15 protein-coding genes are annotated in these 15,558 nt (G+C 39.0%); 4 read left to right on the plus strand and 11 right to left on the minus strand.

Annotation, left to right across the window (positions count from 1 at the left end; translation table 11 throughout):
* The 5 genes from L4F92_RS02920 to L4F92_RS02940 form a co-directional block, all read right to left on the minus strand.
* Positions 1-630 carry a ubiquinone biosynthesis accessory factor UbiJ gene (locus L4F92_RS02920; RefSeq protein ID WP_250350866.1) on the minus strand — a complete coding sequence of 210 codons (630 nt, stop codon included), beginning with the start codon at positions 628-630 and terminating at the stop codon, positions 1-3.
* A gap of 12 nt (positions 631-642) precedes the next feature.
* On the minus strand, positions 643-1,476 hold the full coding sequence (gene ubiE, locus L4F92_RS02925; RefSeq protein ID WP_250364140.1) for a bifunctional demethylmenaquinone methyltransferase/2-methoxy-6-polyprenyl-1,4-benzoquinol methylase UbiE: 834 nt from the start codon (positions 1,474-1,476) through the stop codon (positions 643-645).
* 135 nt (positions 1,477-1,611) lie between these two features.
* Entirely contained in the window at positions 1,612-2,997 is a 1,386-nt protein-coding gene (locus L4F92_RS02930; protein ID WP_250364141.1) for a DASS family sodium-coupled anion symporter, read from the minus strand.
* A gap of 229 nt (positions 2,998-3,226) precedes the next feature.
* Entirely contained in the window at positions 3,227-3,727 is a 501-nt protein-coding gene (gene rraA / locus L4F92_RS02935; protein ID WP_250350863.1) for a ribonuclease E activity regulator RraA, read from the minus strand.
* A gap of 50 nt (positions 3,728-3,777) precedes the next feature.
* A complete protein-coding gene (locus tag L4F92_RS02940; protein WP_250364535.1) occupies positions 3,778-4,683 on the minus strand; it encodes a 1,4-dihydroxy-2-naphthoate polyprenyltransferase in 906 nt (301 codons plus the stop codon).
* Positions 4,684-4,785: 102 nt separating this feature from the next.
* On the opposite strand from L4F92_RS02940, the gene tsaA reads away from it, so the two are divergent.
* A complete protein-coding gene (tsaA, locus tag L4F92_RS02945) occupies positions 4,786-5,505 on the plus strand; it encodes a tRNA (N6-threonylcarbamoyladenosine(37)-N6)-methyltransferase TrmO (protein ID WP_250364142.1) in 720 nt (239 codons plus the stop codon).
* 57 nt (positions 5,506-5,562) lie between these two features.
* Here the strand turns inward: tsaA and L4F92_RS02950 are convergent, their stop codons facing one another.
* Positions 5,563-6,300: an MIP/aquaporin family protein gene (locus L4F92_RS02950; RefSeq protein ID WP_250350861.1), complete on the minus strand. Its 738-nt coding sequence runs from the start codon at positions 6,298-6,300 to the stop codon at positions 5,563-5,565.
* 399 nt (positions 6,301-6,699) lie between these two features.
* Here L4F92_RS02950 and glpK point away from each other — a divergent pair, with 399 nt between their 5' ends.
* On the plus strand, positions 6,700-8,208 hold the full coding sequence (gene glpK, locus L4F92_RS02955) for a glycerol kinase GlpK (RefSeq protein WP_250364143.1): 1,509 nt from the start codon (positions 6,700-6,702) through the stop codon (positions 8,206-8,208).
* 164 nt (positions 8,209-8,372) lie between these two features.
* Positions 8,373-10,982, plus strand: a complete 2,610-nt coding sequence (locus L4F92_RS02960) for an autotransporter outer membrane beta-barrel domain-containing protein (RefSeq protein WP_250364144.1) — start codon at positions 8,373-8,375, stop codon at positions 10,980-10,982.
* A 119-nt stretch (positions 10,983-11,101) separates the two neighbouring features.
* Here L4F92_RS02960 and L4F92_RS02965 read toward each other — a convergent pair whose 3' ends face one another.
* The 4 genes from L4F92_RS02965 to rpe form a co-directional block, all read right to left on the minus strand.
* The gene (locus L4F92_RS02965) at positions 11,102-11,734 is read right to left on the minus strand and encodes a hypothetical protein (protein ID WP_250364145.1); all 633 of its coding nucleotides are present in this window, start codon (positions 11,732-11,734) and stop codon (positions 11,102-11,104) included.
* 129 nt (positions 11,735-11,863) lie between these two features.
* Complete coding sequence (gene trpS, locus L4F92_RS02970) at positions 11,864-12,865, minus strand: tryptophan--tRNA ligase (RefSeq protein WP_250350857.1); 1,002 nt, start codon at positions 12,863-12,865, stop codon at positions 11,864-11,866.
* Between the two features lie 23 nt (positions 12,866-12,888).
* On the minus strand, positions 12,889-13,563 hold the full coding sequence (locus L4F92_RS02975) for a phosphoglycolate phosphatase (RefSeq protein WP_250364146.1): 675 nt from the start codon (positions 13,561-13,563) through the stop codon (positions 12,889-12,891).
* Positions 13,563-14,237 (minus strand): ribulose-phosphate 3-epimerase, encoded by a 675-nt coding sequence (rpe, locus tag L4F92_RS02980; protein ID WP_250364147.1) that lies wholly within the window; start codon positions 14,235-14,237, stop codon positions 13,563-13,565. The genes L4F92_RS02975 and rpe overlap by 1 nt, the downstream gene beginning before the upstream one ends.
* A gap of 143 nt (positions 14,238-14,380) precedes the next feature.
* Here rpe and L4F92_RS02985 point away from each other — a divergent pair, with 143 nt between their 5' ends.
* Complete coding sequence (locus tag L4F92_RS02985) at positions 14,381-14,992, plus strand: LysE/ArgO family amino acid transporter (RefSeq protein ID WP_250364148.1); 612 nt, start codon at positions 14,381-14,383, stop codon at positions 14,990-14,992.
* Positions 14,993-15,045: 53 nt separating this feature from the next.
* On the opposite strand, the gene L4F92_RS02990 is transcribed toward L4F92_RS02985, so the two are convergent.
* Positions 15,046-15,435 (minus strand): RidA family protein, encoded by a 390-nt coding sequence (locus L4F92_RS02990; RefSeq protein ID WP_250364149.1) that lies wholly within the window; start codon positions 15,433-15,435, stop codon positions 15,046-15,048.
* Positions 15,436-15,558: the final 123 nt, after the last annotated feature.

Below are 15,558 nucleotides of genomic sequence, written 5' to 3' on the forward strand. Positions count from 1 at the left end.
TTAATTTAATATTGTTTCAAGTTGTATGAGTTTCTGTTCTAAAAGTGCGGTGCGTTTTTCTAGCATTTTTACTTGCTGATTAAAATCATCAATGGCCAAACTGGGAGAGATGACTTCCCATTCTTCGGTTAGACGTTCACCCCAATATTGCTGGCTTTGCCGTAATTTTGTTGTTGCCATTTGCCCAAAATTGCGTAAAAAATTCACCGCACTTTGTGCCACCACATCCCCCACAAAAGGCGAAAGTAATTCAGCTGGATCTTTTTCTAGAAATTCTAAGAGTGCGGTAAAATCCTGCAATACTTGTAAATCACCTTGCAATAAAATGGATTGATCATTGAGATAAGAAGATAATTGCTGTTTGTTTGGCATTTTCATTAGCATTTGGGCTTTCAAACTGACTGTACAATCAACTTCATCTTCATATTGGTTGAGGAGATCAATCCGTTGTGGTGAAAAAACAAAATAAATTGGAAAATCAATTTGTTGCAAATTAATTTTAAGGACTTTACCGTTAAGTTTACGCAAATAAATTTCGCTATGTGCCGTGCGTTTGAGTAAATAATTTAGTAAGGATTCTAACGCACCGTTGAGCCACTGAGGCAGCATTAATTGTTGCAAGAAGTTCATTTTTTGACTCGCTTAAAATTTATAGCCTCGATGCAAGGCAACAATGCCTGCGCTGAGGTTGTAGTAACTGACTTGCTCAAAGCCGGCTTGTTCCATCATCGTTTTGAGATCCTCTTGTTTGGGGTGCATTCGGATAGATTCAGCTAAATAGCGGTAACTATCGCCATCATTCACCACCACTTCACCGATTTTCGGTAAAATATTGAAAGAATAAAAATTATAGATTTTGCTTAGTGGATCTAAAATCGGTTTAGAAAATTCCAACACTAACAAGCGCCCACCGGGTTTTAATACGCGGAACATTGAACGTAATGCTTTGTCCTTATCTGTGACATTACGTAAGCCAAAACTAATAATTACGCAATCAAAGGTGTTATCGGCAAAGGGCAAGGTTTCTGCATTAGCTTGTACATAATTGATGTTGCCCACTACGCCAAGATTACGCAATTTTTCTCGTCCCACATTTAGCATTGAAGAATTAATATCTGCCAAAATGACTTGTCCACTTTCACCGACAAGGCGAGAAAATTTCGCGCTGAAATCTCCTGTTCCCCCTGCTAAATCTAGCACTTTTTGCCCTTTTCGCACGCCACTGCAATCAATCGTAAAGCGTTTCCAAACACGATGAATACCAAAAGAAAGCAAGTCATTCATTAAATCATATTTGCCTGCCACTGAGTGGAACACGTTGGCTACCAGCTTTTGTTTTTCTGCTTTTGCCACAGTTTGGTAACCAAAATGGGTGGTTTCTTGTTCATTATCAGTCTGAATTTGTTGCGTGTCAGCTTGTGCAAAGTGCGGTGCATTTTCTGGCAATTTTTTGTGGGTATTGTTTTGGGAAGTCATAACCTTGTCCGAAAAATAAGATGAATGTCCCTTAGGATAACAAAAAATAGCGGATTTCTCCGCTATTTTTATTAGAAAATGCTTTTGTGAAGAAAACAAAGCTAAAAGCTGGCGTTCATCTTAAATAGCATCATTTTAGAACCATAACAAATAGGCTAATGTGCCAATAACAAATACGCTAATAAGATTGAGCAAGATACCCGCTCGGATCATTTCGCGTTGTTTCACTTCGCCTGTACCAAACACAATGGCATTTGGTGGTGTGGCAACTGGTAGCATAAAGGCACAGGATGCGCCTAAACCAATAATAAGGGCTAAGCCTAATTCTGGCATACCTAATGATTGTGCGATAGAGATAAAAATTGGCACTAATAGGGCCGCACTTGCCGTATTTGAGGTAAATTCTGTTAAGAAGATGATAAACGCAGCGACCAACAAGCCGATAAGATAGAAATGCCCTCCTTCAATTAAGAAAACAATACCATCAGCTAAAATACGGCTTGCACCTGAATCACGCAACACGGAACTGAGGGTTAAACCACCTCCGAACAGCATTAACACGCCCCAATCGGTGTTATTTTGTAACTGTTTCCAAGAGGCGACACCTGTGGCACAAATAATTACCGCTGCAAGCAGAGCAATGACGCTGTCAAAACTCACAATTTTTTTCTCTAAACCAAGTAATGAAGAAAGTATAGGATTAATTTTGCTGCTAAATACCCAACATAGCGCAATTAAGATGAAAATCACTAGCGTAATAATACGTTTAGAATTAAATTCAATTTTTTCAAAATCTTGTTTGAAATGTAGATTGAGTTTTGGGCGGAATACCATATATAACGTACCAATCATAATTGGCATTAATAGGAGCATCACAGGAATACCGTAACTCAACCAATCTGAGAAGGTCAGTTTAAGTTGTGTTGCGACAATGTTATTCGGCGGGCTACCCACGAGCGTTCCCATACCACCGATACTGGCACTATACGCAATACCTAATAATACGAATACATAGGTGTTATGCTCACGTTCTTTATCCATTTGGCTTAAAATCCCCATTGCGAGAGGCAGCATCATTGCGGCGGTTGCGGTGTTACTCATCCACATTGATAAAAATGCGGTAATAGTAAAGAGATAAAGCACTGCAACTAATAAGCGACCGCCAGCCAATGCCATAATTTTATTGGCGATCATTCGATCAATATTTTGCTGATGAAGTGCGGTGGCTAATGCAAATCCACCAAAGAAGAGAAAAATATTTGGATCGGCAAAAGCAACCAAAGCCTGTTTGGTGGTGACCAAATCTAGCATAATAGCAAGTAGGGGAACTAAAAGTGCAGTAATTGTTACGTGTAAGGCTTCGGTTAGCCATAATACCGCAATAAACGCTAACATTGCCAAGCCTTTATTTGCTTTGGGATCAAAAGGAAGAAAATTTAATAAAGCAAAGAAAAGCACCATATCGGCAATCAAAATAATGCCATTACGATGTGATGTCGTTTGGGTTGATGTTGTATTCATAGTTATTCCTCTTTATGTGCGTTATTGGTGCTAACCTTTTGGGGTTAGCCATAAAGACAAGCTAACGTTATCAAGTTGTTAATAAAAAGCAATAAAAAAATTGTGGTTTTGTGAAGCAGGTCAGAAAAATAGCTGAATAAACAGTAAAAAGTAGTAATCAAGCAAAAAGATGAAAAAAGCTAGAGTAGAAAAATAATGACAAGAAAAACTTGCCATTATCTTAATCGAATTATTCTTCTTCGGAATCGTCCAACGCTAAAGGCTCTTGCGAAAGGATAATGCCCGTTAAATCTGCATACACATAATCTTCAGGATAAAACGTCACTCCACCAAAATTCACAGGGACATCAACCTCGCCCTGTGTATCGTCACTTGCCCCCACAGGAATTGGGGCAAGGGCTTGAATACCGATATCTAAATTTTCTAACTGTTGAATTTGACGAACCGCACCGTAAACGATAATCCCTTCCCAGCCATTATCTACGGCAAGTTGAGCAAGTTCAGCATCAATCAAGGCTTGACGCACTGCACCACCGCCGTCCACTAATAACACGCGACCTTCACCGTTTTCTTCCAAAATTTCGCCAATTAAGCCATTGCTTTCAAAGCATTTTACGGTGGTAATTTTGCCGTAAAAGGAAGTTAAGCCACCGAAGTTAGAAAAAATCGGTTCTACAACATCAACTTGATCTAAATAAATATCGCAGAGAGTAGAAGTATCAATACACATAAGTTCACCTGTTATACGCTGAAAATGATTGTTCTAGTATATGCCTATTGCTAGCCCACTAGCAAGCCGAAACTAAAAAGTAAGTTAGTTAAAAGGGCGAGCATTGACATTTGCCCAAGCATCGGGCGCAATAATAATGGGTCTTTACTATGATAAACGAAGGCAGCGTGTTTTATTAGTAATGGATAGGCAATAAGGAAAATAAAACTCACTAATTGGTGGAAATTGGCTAAGGCAAAAAGCAGATAACAGATGGCGCCTGTGGCTAATAAAAGGCAATGATAAATCCGCCCTTTTTTTGCACCTAATCGTACGGCTAAGGTATTTTTACCCGCCTTTTTGTCTTGTTCTATATCTCGTAAGTTATTGATATTCAAAACGGCGGTAGCAAATAATCCAGTTGCAAGTGCGGGTAAAAAAATCATCAAATTTAGTTGGTGAGTTTGCAAATAATAGGTCCCACATACCCCCAAAATCCCAAAAAATAACAACACGGAAATATCGCCTAATCCCATATAACCATAGGGCTTTGCACCTACGGTATAAGTAATCGCTGCAATAATGGCAAGACCACCTAACAGGGAAAAGGCCAAGAGATCAGCATAACTTTGATAAGCTATGGCAATTAACAGAAAGCCGAAAAATAAACTGGCTAAAATGAGGGCAATTAATCCTTTTTTCAGTTGCTTTGCACTAATCACGCCGTGTTGAATACCACGCAATGGTCCGATACGCTCTGCGGTATCACTGCCTTTTTGGTGATCGCCATAATCATTGGCAAAGTTAGAAAGAATTTGTAACAACAAGGTGGTAATCAAACATAATAGACTGATTTGCCAGCTAAATTTATGATCCCAGTAGGCAAGCGCTGTCCCCATAACAATTGAGGCAGCGGCTAAAGGTAGGGTTTTCGGTCTTGCTGTTTCCACCCACATTTTAATGACTTGTTTATCCATATTTTTCACTATCTTTCTAAATTCTAATTTTGGCGTAAAATATTCCAAAGAATTGGCTATTGTACTCATTTATCTTCGCCATTTTAACTGTTTAAGGAAAATATGTCGCAACTTAATTTAACCCTTTCCCCTATCGGAATCATTCATAGCCCTTATAAAGAGAAATTTTCCGTGCCACGCCAACCTAATTTAGTGCAAGATGGGGTTGGCACAATCCGCTTACTACCGCCTTATAACCAACCTGAGGCAGTACGTGGTTTAGAACACTTTTCTCATTTATGGCTTATTTTCCAGTTTGATAAAGTCCCCGTAGGCAAATGGCAGCCGACAGTTCGTCCACCACGCCTTGGCGGTAATCAACGCATAGGCGTATTTGCTTCACGCGCGACACATCGCCCAAATCCACTTGGTTTGTCTAAAGTTGAATTAACGGGGATAGAAATAAATAAGGGGCAAGTATTACTTCATTTAGGTGCTATTGATTTAGTTGATGGCACGCCAATTTTTGACATTAAACCTTATCTTGCCTATGCCGACAGTGAACAGAATGCAAAATCAAGCTTTGCCCAACACCCCCCAGAAGCAAAATTACAGGTTGTTTTCTCACCCAAAGCGCAAACGCAATTAATCAAGTGCGGTGCAAAATACCCAAATTTTCAGCGTTTCATTACCGAAGTGCTACAACAAGATCCCCGTCCTGCTTATCACCAAGCGAGTACCTCTGAGCGAATTTATGGAATGCGATTGTATGATTTTAATATTCGTTGGTTGGTGAAAAATGGCGCGTGGGTGGAAGTGATTGATATTGAAGAATCAGAATAGGGCGAGCTACCATAAAAAAGCGTTCAAATATCAGCAATTTGAACGCTTTTTAAAATCTTACATTAATACGTTATAAACTACCCCAGCTAACACTGCTCCTGTAATTGGACCTAATACAGGTACCCAGCTATATTGCCAATCTGCTGATGTGTTTAAGGTTTTACCTAATAATCCAAGGGTTAAGCGAGGCCCGAGATCTCGTGCAGGGTTGATCGCATAACCTGTTGTACCACCTAAACTTAAACCAATTGCCCATACTAAAATAGCGACGGGTAATGCGCCGAGAGAGCCTAATCCGATAGGCGTTGTGGTGCCTTCTGGAAAATCAAGGCTTGCACCGGAGAGATAGAAAATCACAAATAATAAAACAAAGGTGCCAATTACTTCACTGATAAAATTGCTAGCATAGTTGCGTATAGCCGGTTCTGTGCAGAAACACGCACGTTTTGCACCTTGATCTTCCGTTGCGGTGAAATGATCTTTATAGAACGTATAAACGAGTAATGCGCCGAACATTCCTCCTGCGATTTGTGCCACAATATAGCCGAAAATCATTGATGGATCGAAACTCCCAATAACTGCCAAGCCAAGGGTTACGGCAGGGTTAAGATGCGCACCACTGTAAGGCCCTGTTACAACGACTGCCACATAAACTGCAAAGGCCCAAGCTGTGGTAATGACAATCCATCCTGAACTTTGCCCTTTGGTTTTATTTAAGCATACGTTAGCAACCACACCATTACCCATTAAAATCAGTAATGCGGTACCAATAAATTCCGCCAGATAAGCATTCATAATGCACTCCTTTTCATCTTTTCGTTTGCTCTGTGATTTTCTTTCGTTTAGAACCAAAAAGGCATTTTTGAATATTATTGGTGCGTATTTCATTATTAATAGAAATGTGTTTAAAGCAATACTTTTTATAAGGATTTAGCGACTTTTTATCTAATTTGTTAGCTTGATCACATTTTTAATTTATTGATTAATATTGAAATATAAAAAATAACTCATAAGAAGTAGAGGAAAAATATTTTGTGAAACAGATCAAATTTTTACATATTGATTATTTTAAATTTGAGCGTTTTCGATTATTTTTTATTTTTAGTAATTCTTTCGTTTTAGCTCAAAAAAGGTTTCGGATAGTAAGATTGGTGCGACATTTTACTCATCTCATAAATAAAAGAGGACTGAATTATGGCAGAAAAAAAATACATCATCGCTTTAGATCAAGGTACAACAAGTTCCAGAGCGGTATTGCTCGATCATAATGCTAATGTGGTTGAAATTGCTCAACGTGAATTTACCCAAATTTATCCTCAAGCAGGCTGGGTAGAACATAATCCAATGGAAATTTGGGCAACACAAAGTTCAACGTTAAATGAAGTCGTTGCCAAAGCAGGGATTTCTTCTGATAGCATTGCTGCAATAGGGATTACAAACCAACGTGAAACAACCATTGTATGGGAAAAAGAGACGGGAAAACCCGTTTATAATGCGATTGTATGGCAATGCCGGCGTACCGCTGAGATTACCGATAAATTAAAACAAGAAGGCTATGAAGATTATATCCGCAAAACCACGGGGCTTGTTGTCGATCCTTATTTCTCAGGAACAAAAGTTAAGTGGATTTTGGATAATGTCGAAGGTGCAAGAGAAAAAGCTGAACGTGGCGAATTACTTTTTGGTACGGTAGATACTTGGCTTGTGTGGAAACTCACCCAAGGACGTGTTCACGTTACGGATTACACCAATGCTTCTCGCACAATGCTGTTTAACATTCATACCAAACAATGGGATGACAAAATGCTCGACATTTTGGATATTCCAAAATCAATGCTCCCCGAAGTGCGTAATTCTTCAGAAATCTACGGGCAAACCAATATCGGCGGAAAAGGTGGCGTGCGTATTCCCGTGGCGGGTATTGCAGGCGACCAGCAAGCAGCGCTTTATGGACATCTTTGTGTTCACGCAGGGCAAGCCAAAAATACCTATGGTACTGGCTGCTTTATGTTAATGCACACGGGGGATAAAGCCGTTCAATCACAAAATGGCTTACTCACCACCATTGCTTGTAATGCCAAAGGTGAGCCAGAATATGCCTTAGAAGGCTCAATTTTTATGGGAGGCGCATCAATTCAATGGTTGCGTGATGAACTTAAAATTGTTCACGATAGCTTCGACAGCGAATATTTCGCACAGAAAGTGCCAGATTGTAACGGTGTCTATGTAGTTCCTGCCTTCACAGGCTTGGGCGCACCTTACTGGGATCCTTATGCTCGTGGCGCAATTTTGGGCTTATCTCGTGGCGCAAATCGCAATCACATTGTTCGTGCAACACTTGAGTCTATCGCTTATCAAACTCGTGATGTATTGGAAGCAATGCAATCTGATTCAGGGGAAAAACTGAAATCCTTGCGAGTGGATGGCGGTGCTACAGCCAATAATTTCCTTATGCAATTCCAAGCCGATATTCTTAACACCCCTGTTGAACGTCCTGTCGTGAAAGAAGTTACCGCATTAGGTGCAGCATATCTTGCTGGGCTTGCCACAGGATTTTGGAAAGATTTAGACGAGCTACGTGATAAAGCCGATGTGGAACGCACTTTCCTGCCTGATGACGATGAAGCTAAACGAGCAAAACGTTATAAAGGCTGGAAAAAAGCAGTCAAACGTGCCTTAGAATGGGAGAAAGAGGAAGATTAGCATTAACATTTCTTCTTGGAAAAAGTGCGGTGGTTTTTCACCGCACTTCTTATATGGGAGTTTTATAGATTGTTATTTTTTAGAGCTATATTTTTTGTGGTACGATACGAAGAGATATTTATCTAAACACGATTATTTTTTCATCATAAGCTAAGGATAATCCAATGCAAAGATTTTCACCAAAACTCACTTTAGGGGCGATATTAGTTGCCTGTTACTCGCAAGCGAATGCGATCGATTTAACTTGTTCTAATCAATATGGGTGTAATATTGATACGAATATAGGAAGTAACCAATATTTTATTTACGAGCCTTCATTTGAGATAAGTGGAGAGCGTAAATTATTATCATCAGGCAATTTCCCAACAGATACACAGGAAGCGGTTAATCTTACTGTTTTTGGAGGAAACTATAAAAACAGAGGCGTAACTACCAATCGAATAAGGGAAAATGGAAAAGAATTTGCAGGTGTATTATTTTCTATTGATCCTAACGCATTACATAATCAGATTACCCTTAAAGACGGTGTTTCTGCGATTTTAGAGCGTTATGCTAACGAGTCCGGTGTTATTTTATCCTTATACAAGGGAGATCGCGGTGTCATTGAACAGGGAGTGACATTGACGATAGGTTCAAGTATTGAACAACTTAATGGTACGCCTGAGGCATATGGTGGTACGGCAATTCATTTGCAGGAGGCTGAAAAGCTCATTGTTAATGGAGGAAAAATTCTATTAAATAGTTATGGTAGTGAAGGGATTAGTGCGAATAATTCTACGCTAAAAATAGATAATTTGGCTATTCTGATGAATGCAGCGCAAACAAATGCCATATCAAACTTCGGGGGAATAAATTTTGAAGGAAATAAGTTATCAATAACAGGAAATCAAGATGGACAGTTTGCGTTTGATCTTGCAAAAGAAGTTGAAAACCAAATTACTTTAAATTTAACTAATAGCCAAATATCTTTAAATAATAAAAGCAACGTTCTTAAGTTAGAGGGTCCAACAAGAGGAGATGAAGCTAAGCAATTAGTTTCTAAAATAACCTTTAAAGATAATACTATTTCAGCTGGTACTTTCTTTCATTATATTACTGAGAATGCAAGAAAAGATGTCATTGATCTTCAAATTAATGGCGGTGAAATTAAAACGGAGCAATTAATTAATATTAATGATCAGCATATTATTGATATGACTAGAGAAGAAGAACCTGATGCGCCTGAAATTACCAACAATTTATCTCTAAAAATCCAAGCCGATCAAGGCGCGAAATTGCAAGGTGTGAGTTATATTAACCCTAATTACGAACACGGTACGGTGGATTTAACTTTAAATGGTAATAGCCAGTGGAAATTTAAAGGTGATAGCACGCTAGATAATCTCAGTGTGAATAATTCGACAGTTGAGTTTGAGCCTGATTCCGCATTCCACACTTTAACAATTAATAAAGATTTATCTGGCAACGGTGAATTTATTTTAAATTCAGATTTAGCTTCTGAAAACGCTGATCAAATTATTGTGAAAGGCAGTGTAACAGGTAATCATCGTTTACAAGTGCGAAATTCTCGCAATGAACCCAAAAAAGAAAATGGCAAAGTTATTCTGGTTAAAACCAATTCAGGTGATGGCGTATTCAGTTTAAAAGATAAACCTTATGTCGATGCTGGAATTTATCGCTATGAATTAGCGAAAGATAATAATAATTGGGTATTGGCGCATAAAGGCAAATCAACCAATACTGAAGAACCGCAACCGCAACCGCAACCGCAACCGCAACCGCAACCGCAACCGCAACCGCAACCGCAACCGCAACCGCAACCGCAACCGCAACCGCAACCGCAACCGCAACCGCAACCGCAACCGCAACCGCAACCGCAACCGCAACCGCAACCGCAACCGAGCGATGAGGGAGAAAGAATATTTAGTCAATATGCCAATAATGTGATTTCAATTCAACAAGCGGCAAGAGCTTATTTATATACACAAGGGGAAACAGTAAGCGAACGCGTTGGTTTCTTGCATAATACAGAACGCTTAACTGGGTTCTGGGTACAAAATAGTAATAATTGGAGTGAAGTGGATTCTTATCAAACACTTTTAGCTAATACATCAGGCTTTAAACAGCGTAATCATTTACTGACCGTAGGTTATGATGTGCATTTTGTCAATCAAGAGACTTCTTACTATGCGGGGCTTTATACGGGGCTTGGTCAAGGAAAAATTGATTTCAAGAAAGATTATGGCAGTGCGAAAATTAAAGGTAATCATATAGGTGTTTATGGAGGAATGCAGTGGCAAAATGGCTTATTCCTTGATACTGATTACAGCTACAACCGCTTACGCTTAAGTGGTGATGAAGTTGATAAACAAAGCTTCAATGCTCATAGCTTACGCCTTGGTACAGGTATTAAATTACCGATGTTCACTAATTGGAATGTTGTACCACAAGCGAGCATATCAGCAACTAAATTCAATGGCAACACAACTTACCGTAGCAAATTGGGCGCTCAATTTATGGGAAATTTTGTGCTTTCGTCGGTTAGTCTAAAACCTTACGCCGGTGTTTATTGGCTAAATGATTTTGGTTCAAATGATATTGTGATTAATCAGTCCAAAGCCAATATTCAATCATTTAGTAACCGCACCCAACTTGAATTAGGGGCTGCATTGAAAACTGTATTTGGTTCTTTTGATGTTTCATTGAAAAATGAAATGGGGAGTCGCTATAGAGAGAATGTACAGCTCAATCTAGGGTATAGCTATCAATGGTAATTGGCTCAGAATAAAAGTGCGGTGGTTTTTTATTAAATTTTTAAACTGCATATAAGAGAAAAGGCAGTGTATCAATCTTTAATTGAACGCTGCCTTTTTAGTATGAAATAAAATAAGCCTTATTTCACAAACTCACTAAATGTTAATTCATAATGGTCGCCATCTTTATCATAAGAAATATAACGAGGGAATTGCTCACCACGATATTTTTTTACCACAAAAGATTTTTCGCCAGTGCGGAATTGATAAGTGATTTCTGTTTGTGATTGATTTTGAATTTTTACTTGTCGTTCGCTTTGTTTTACGAAGACATTTTTCATCGGATATAATTTTTTGCCGTTAGTAATTTGGAAATTTTTCGGTAATTTGTCGTAATAGCTAAGCTGGAATGCTACCGTGAATAAATCAAAGGTTGGCATTTCAAGTGGCTCGCTTTTCAAACCATTTTTCACTTTACCATAAGCAATTTCATTGCCTTTGATAATCGTTTTTGCATAAGGTTTACCGTTACGTACATCTTGGTAATTGGTCATTTTGAAATCCGTTTTACTTTGCATCCCAACGGATTTAAATTCAATGTTATACAGCGGAATATTGATCTTAGCATCAACGTGATATTGCGATCCGTTGGCGTTAAAATGCACATAGGCAGGCATTAAATAATTTGAGCTATATTTGATATTGGTATCTAAATTTGCCCACGCATTAGGCAAAGCAAACAAGCTAAGCAAAAGCACTTTGAGTCGTTTCATTAAAATTCCTTTGAATATTTATTAAATGAAGTGTTTATTTAGATGACATTACACAATAATAGTTCATTGTAAAAGAAAGTGCGGTGAAAATTAGGCGAGTTTTTCGCCTAATTTAATGTTAAAAGTGAATTAACGCGCAACGAAGCCGATGGCTTTATAGACTGCGTCTAATGTAGCTTTCGCACGTGCTTGCGCTTTTTCCGCCCCTTCTGCGGCGATTTTATGCAATAAGGCTTCATCATTGCGGAAGTGGTGATAGCGTTCTTGTAATTGTGTGAGCATTGCAGATACTTCATCGGCGACGGCAGTTTTTAAATGACCATACATTTTGCCTTCAAACTCTGCTTCTAATTCAGCAATACTTTTGCCTGTAATGCCTGCCAAAATATCTAATAAGTTGGATACCCCAGCTTTATTTTTTACGTCATAGCGAATGACAGGTGGCTCATCAGAATCGGTAACCGCACGTTTGATTTTTTTCACCACTGATTTTGGATCTTCTAACAGCCCAATCACGTTATTGCGATTTTCGTCTGATTTAGACATTTTTTTCTCAGGCTCAAGTAACGACATCACGCGCGCGCCCGCTTTTGGAATAAACACTTCTGGAATAGCAAAATGTTCACCATAAAGTGCGTTGAAACGTTGGGCAATATCACGGGTGATTTCTAAATGTTGCTTTTGATCTTCCCCTACTGGTACTTGGTTGGTTTGGTAAAGTAAAATATCTGCTGCCATTAAAACTGGATAGGTAAATAAGCCAACGTTGACATTTTCAGCGTGGCGTGCTGATTTATCTTTAAACTGCGTCATTCGTCCCATTTCGCCAAAATAGGTATAGCAATTTAGCACCCACGCAAGTTGGGCGTGTTCTGGAACGTGCGATTGAATAAAAATGGTGCTTTTTTCAGGATCAATACCACAGGCTAAATATAATGCCAGCACATCAAGGGTTGCTGAATGTAATTTTTGTGGATCTTGACGTACGGTGATTGCGTGTTGATCCACGATACAAAATAAGCATTCATAATCTTCTTGCATTTTTACCCATTGGCGTAATGCGCCTAGGTAGTTACCGATGGTTAATTCACCAGAGGGCTGAACGCCGCTAAATACGATAGGTTTGGTCATTGTTATATCCTTTTTGAATCACATTAAACAATTTGCAGAATTTGTGCGAAGTCATCAAACACCCAATCAGGGTGGGCTTCTGCAATAGGAATATTATAATTGTAGCCGTAAGTTAATCCTACCACTGGGCAACCTGCAGAAGTGGCAGCGATAATGTCATTTTTTGAATCCCCTACAAATAACATTTGTTTTGGGTATAAGCCAAATTTACCGCATAAATAATAAAGGGGGGCAGGGTGCGGTTTTATTTGTGGTAAAGATTGTCCGCCCAAGGTTTCGCTAAATAAATGATCAATACCAAAGGCTTTTAGTACAGGAAGAACGTGCTGGGTTGGTTTATTTGTTACCACAGCTAAAATAAAGCCACGCTCTTTTAATGCGGTGAGTGTTTCTTTCACATTTGGGTATAAGTGGCTGAGATTGCACAGGTTTTCACCATAATAAACATTAAAGCGTGTTTTTACTTGCTCAATTTCTACCGCACTTAATGTTTTGCTTGTTTGTGCCACAGCCCATTCTAACGCCCGTGCAATTAATACGCCAGCACCATTGCCGATCCAAGTGAGTACCAATTCTTCAGGCGCAGAGGGTAAATTCACTTCGTTTAAAGCTGAATTGACTGAAAGGGCTAAATCGGGCAGGCTGTTCACCAACGTGCCGTCTAAATCGAAACCAATAAGTTTAAATTGTGATGTCATTATTTGCTTACCTTACTTAATTCTTGACGCATTTGGTCAATAACTTTTTGATAATCGGGTTGATCGAAAATGGCTGATCCTGCCACAAAGGTATCAGCGCCTGCGCGTGCAATTTCTGCAATATTATTCACTTTCACACCGCCATCGACTTCCAAACGAATATCGAAACCGCTTTCATCAATGCGTTGGCGTGCTTGTTTTAACTTTTCAAGGGTAGAAGGAATAAAAGACTGACCGCCAAAACCGGGATTGACTGACATCAGTAAAATCATATCGACTTTATCCATAACATAGTCTAAATAGCTTAATGGCGTAGCGGGATTAAATACCAAGCCCGCTTTACAGCCATTATCACGGATAAGTTGTAACGATCGATCAATATGCTCTGTGGCTTCAGGATGAAAGGTGATGTAATTTGCCCCAGCTTTAGCAAAATCAGGGATTAAACGATCTACCGGTTTCACCATTAAATGCACATCAATGGGCGCACTGATACCATAATCTCGCAAGGCTTTACACACTGCAGGACCAAAGGTTAAATTCGGCACATAATGGTTATCCATTACATCAAAATGAATTAAATCTGCACCGCACTTTAGTACGTTCTCGACATCTTCACCTAAGCGAGCGAGATCGGCAGATAAAATGGAAGGTGCAATTAAAAAAGATTTCATTTTATCCCTCTAGATAGGCTGAAAATAAGTGTCGATAGTGTACTACTTAATCGCATAAAGTTTAAGGAAATTTCCCCTTTCTGATTGATTATTTTCACATAAGGCTTTTATAATCGCCGTTTTAGATAAATGGAGAATAAGGAATGGAATTTTATCTGCAAGGCTTTTTAATGTGTTTTGGGCTTATCGCCACCATTGGCGCACAAAACACATTTTTACTGAAACAAGGATTGCTCAAACAGCACGTTTTAGTACTATGCACGCTCTTTTTTCTCTGTGATTGCTTACTTTTCTCTCTCGGGGTATTTGGCTTAGGGCATTTTATTAGCCAAGAAAAAATTGCCAGTGTGGCATTAGCTTTGGTAGGAGGATTATTTTTACTTGTTTATGGTGCGCGTGCTTTTCTTTCCGCCTATCGTAACAATACCGCCTTGGCATTAGAACAAGGATCGGCTTTATCATTGAAAAAAACACTGATGATCGCCTTAGCGCTTACCTTTCTCAATCCTCACGTTTATTTGGATACCATTGTTATCGTAGGTGGTATTGCAGGAACATTAACCACGGAAGATAAAACCGATTTTCTGCTTGGTACCATTTCCGCGTCTGGATTATGGTTTTTCAGTGTAGGTTATGGTGCAAGATTGCTGATCCCTTTTTTCCAAAGACCGATTACTTGGCGTTTATTAGATTTCTCCACAGGGATCATTATGTGGTTTATTGCTTTTGGCTTGATTAACTATGCTTTAATGTAAAAATAAGAAAACAGTAAAAAGGGCGATGATATTCGCCCTTATTTTTGCGATGATTATTTCCTTACGGCAATTGCTTCAATTTCTATGCCAACATCCTTTGGCAAACGTGCCACTTCCACACAAGAGCGAGCGGGGAAGTTTGGATGATTATTTTCCTTAAAGAAACGTTCATATTCCGCATTGACTGCCGCAAAATCATTCAAATCTTTAACGAAAACCGTTGTTTTTACAATATCTGCGACAGTTAAACCTGCCTGTTCAATAATGGCCTTAACATTTTCTAAAGATTGACGTGCTTGCGCCACAATATCCACCGGCACTTCACCTGTTACAGGATTAACTGGAATTTGCCCTGAAGTTAGCACTAAATTGCCTAAATCCACCGCTTGTACATAAGGACCAATCGCAGCAGGCGCATTTTCTGTATGAATAATTTTTGTCATTTTATTTTCCTTTTAAGTGAAAAAGATGATTTTATTTTATGCAATCTTATGGAAAACTGAAAGGGAAATCTATTTATTTAACTTTCTCATAAAAAAGCACCGCACTTTACTTATTCAACGTAG

It is taken from the genome of Avibacterium sp. 21-595 (assembly GCF_023611905.1).
GTDB lineage: Bacteria > Pseudomonadota > Gammaproteobacteria > Enterobacterales > Pasteurellaceae > Avibacterium.

What these genes read in the sequence shown, in the direction of transcription:
- L4F92_RS02950 (WP_250350861.1), bottom strand. Translation starts at nt 6,300, where the DNA reads ATGAATGCTTATCTGGCGGAATTTATTGGTACCGCATTACTGATTTTA.
- ubiE (WP_250364140.1), bottom strand. Translation starts at nt 1,476, where the DNA reads ATGACTTCCCAAAACAATACCCACAAAAAATTGCCAGAAAATGCACCG.
- L4F92_RS02960 (WP_250364144.1), top strand. Translation starts at nt 8,373, where the DNA reads ATGCAAAGATTTTCACCAAAACTCACTTTAGGGGCGATATTAGTTGCC.
- glpK (WP_250364143.1), top strand. Translation starts at nt 6,700, where the DNA reads ATGGCAGAAAAAAAATACATCATCGCTTTAGATCAAGGTACAACAAGT.
- L4F92_RS02985 (WP_250364148.1), top strand. Translation starts at nt 14,381, where the DNA reads ATGGAATTTTATCTGCAAGGCTTTTTAATGTGTTTTGGGCTTATCGCC.
- L4F92_RS02920 (WP_250350866.1), bottom strand. Translation starts at nt 630, where the DNA reads ATGAACTTCTTGCAACAATTAATGCTGCCTCAGTGGCTCAACGGTGCG.
- L4F92_RS02990 (WP_250364149.1), bottom strand. Translation starts at nt 15,435, where the DNA reads ATGACAAAAATTATTCATACAGAAAATGCGCCTGCTGCGATTGGTCCT.
- L4F92_RS02965 (WP_250364145.1), bottom strand. Translation starts at nt 11,734, where the DNA reads ATGAAACGACTCAAAGTGCTTTTGCTTAGCTTGTTTGCTTTGCCTAAT.
- L4F92_RS02940 (WP_250364535.1), bottom strand. Translation starts at nt 4,683, where the DNA reads ATGGATAAACAAGTCATTAAAATGTGGGTGGAAACAGCAAGACCGAAA.
- rpe (WP_250364147.1), bottom strand. Translation starts at nt 14,237, where the DNA reads ATGAAATCTTTTTTAATTGCACCTTCCATTTTATCTGCCGATCTCGCT.
- rraA (WP_250350863.1), bottom strand. Translation starts at nt 3,727, where the DNA reads ATGTGTATTGATACTTCTACTCTCTGCGATATTTATTTAGATCAAGTT.
- L4F92_RS02975 (WP_250364146.1), bottom strand. Translation starts at nt 13,563, where the DNA reads ATGACATCACAATTTAAACTTATTGGTTTCGATTTAGACGGCACGTTG.
- trpS (WP_250350857.1), bottom strand. Translation starts at nt 12,865, where the DNA reads ATGACCAAACCTATCGTATTTAGCGGCGTTCAGCCCTCTGGTGAATTA.
- L4F92_RS02930 (WP_250364141.1), bottom strand. Translation starts at nt 2,997, where the DNA reads ATGAATACAACATCAACCCAAACGACATCACATCGTAATGGCATTATT.
- tsaA (WP_250364142.1), top strand. Translation starts at nt 4,786, where the DNA reads ATGTCGCAACTTAATTTAACCCTTTCCCCTATCGGAATCATTCATAGC.